The sequence below is a fragment of the Pseudomonas sp. 43(2021) genome (assembly GCF_017490805.1).
GTDB lineage: Bacteria > Pseudomonadota > Gammaproteobacteria > Pseudomonadales > Pseudomonadaceae > Aquipseudomonas.
The window spans coordinates 1-459 of record NZ_JAFGYJ010000464.1; the positions used below are offsets into that span (position 1 = coordinate 1).

At 64.7% G+C, this 459-nt stretch carries 1 protein-coding gene; it reads right to left on the bottom strand.

Annotated features, from left to right (window positions below):
* Positions 1 to 459, bottom strand: a 459-nt coding sequence (locus tag J5M71_RS28195) for an FGGY family carbohydrate kinase (RefSeq protein ID WP_243434396.1), incomplete at both ends; no start/stop codon positions are given.

Below are 459 nucleotides of genomic sequence, written 5' to 3' on the forward strand. Positions count from 1 at the left end.
GCAACTGCTCCGGGCGCACCGCCAGTGCCTGCCATTTCCAGTCGCGCGGTGCCGCCCACTTCAGCCGTTTGAAGTCGAAGGGCAGATAGCCGACGCAGCAGCCGATGGAGTCGACGAAGCGCCCGCACAAGCGATGGGTGAGGAAGCCTGAAAGCAGTAAATACTTGTCGGTCGCCGCCCACACTTCGGGTTGATGCCGGGCGATCCAGTTGGCCTCGGCCTGGGCGCGGAAATAATCCACCGTCGCTTGGGCGCCGACCAGTTTGAACAGCCAGCCCCACGGCCCTTTGATGCCGCCCTCGACCTCAGCCTGACGTTGATCGAGCCAGACAATCGCCGGGCGCAGCGGTTTGCCCTCGGCGTCGACATTGATCACGGTGCCGCGCTGGGTGGTCAGAGACACGCCGGCAATCTGCGCACGGTCGATTCCGGTCTGCTGCCAGAGTTGCTGGCAGGCCT